At 44.0% G+C, this 700-nt stretch carries 1 protein-coding gene; it reads left to right on the forward strand.

What is annotated here, in order from left to right; genetic code table 11:
* Window positions 1-59: 59 nt before the first annotated feature.
* Entirely contained in the window at window positions 60-647 is a 588-nt protein-coding gene (locus tag AACQ83_RS24305) for a phage baseplate assembly protein domain-containing protein (protein ID WP_112879725.1), read from the forward strand.
* The last annotated feature ends 53 nt before the right edge of the window (window positions 648-700 follow it).

Genomic DNA, 700 nt, shown 5'->3' on the forward strand with positions numbered 1-700 from the left:
GCTGCTTTTGCCGTACAACCGTATGAGTTTTACGCAATTTTGAGAGAGACGATCAGATGATGAATGATGCAATCAGAAAGTTATCTCGACGGGTTGAGATGATGTTAGGGCTTGGCAAAATTAAGACTTCACGCGATAGCGGAAACATTCAAGTTGTCCAGTATCAAACGCCGATTGAAGTCCGCGACAATACGGCAAGAATGGTTGAATTTGGTTTCTCGTCTGCATTGCCGCCTGGAACAGATGTTGTGATTGGTTATCTCGGCGGGGACCGCTCAAGTGCTGTTGTGATTGCAAGCAACAATAAAAAATACCGGCATAAGAATTTAAATCCCGGTGAAGTGGTGCTTTATAACCAGTGGGGCTTACACATCTTACTGACTGAGTCAGGGATCACAATTGAAGCTAAAGGCCAGCCGGTTACTGTGAATAATGCAACTCAGGTAACTATTAACGCAAGCGAGAGTGTGCTCTGTAATACGCCAATTTTAAAAGTTACTGGTGATATCGTCGATAACTGCAACAGTAATACGTCAACAATGAAACAGTTACGTGATTCGTATAACCGACATGCGCATAAAGTATCCGGCGTGGAATCAGGCAGTTCAACGGTGACGAGCCAGCAAACCGGGGAGCCAGTGAAATGAGTGATATTACTTCGTACTGGGATGTGAATAAAATTCATGCTGACTGGTTATCT

This window comes from Photorhabdus sp. S10-54 (assembly GCF_963878145.1).
GTDB lineage: Bacteria > Pseudomonadota > Gammaproteobacteria > Enterobacterales > Enterobacteriaceae > Photorhabdus > Photorhabdus kayaii.

Excerpts from the sequence above, each read along its gene's own strand:
- AACQ83_RS24305 (WP_112879725.1), top strand. The coding sequence starts at position 60 with ATGAATGATGCAATCAGAAAGTTATCTCGACGGGTTGAGATGATGTTA.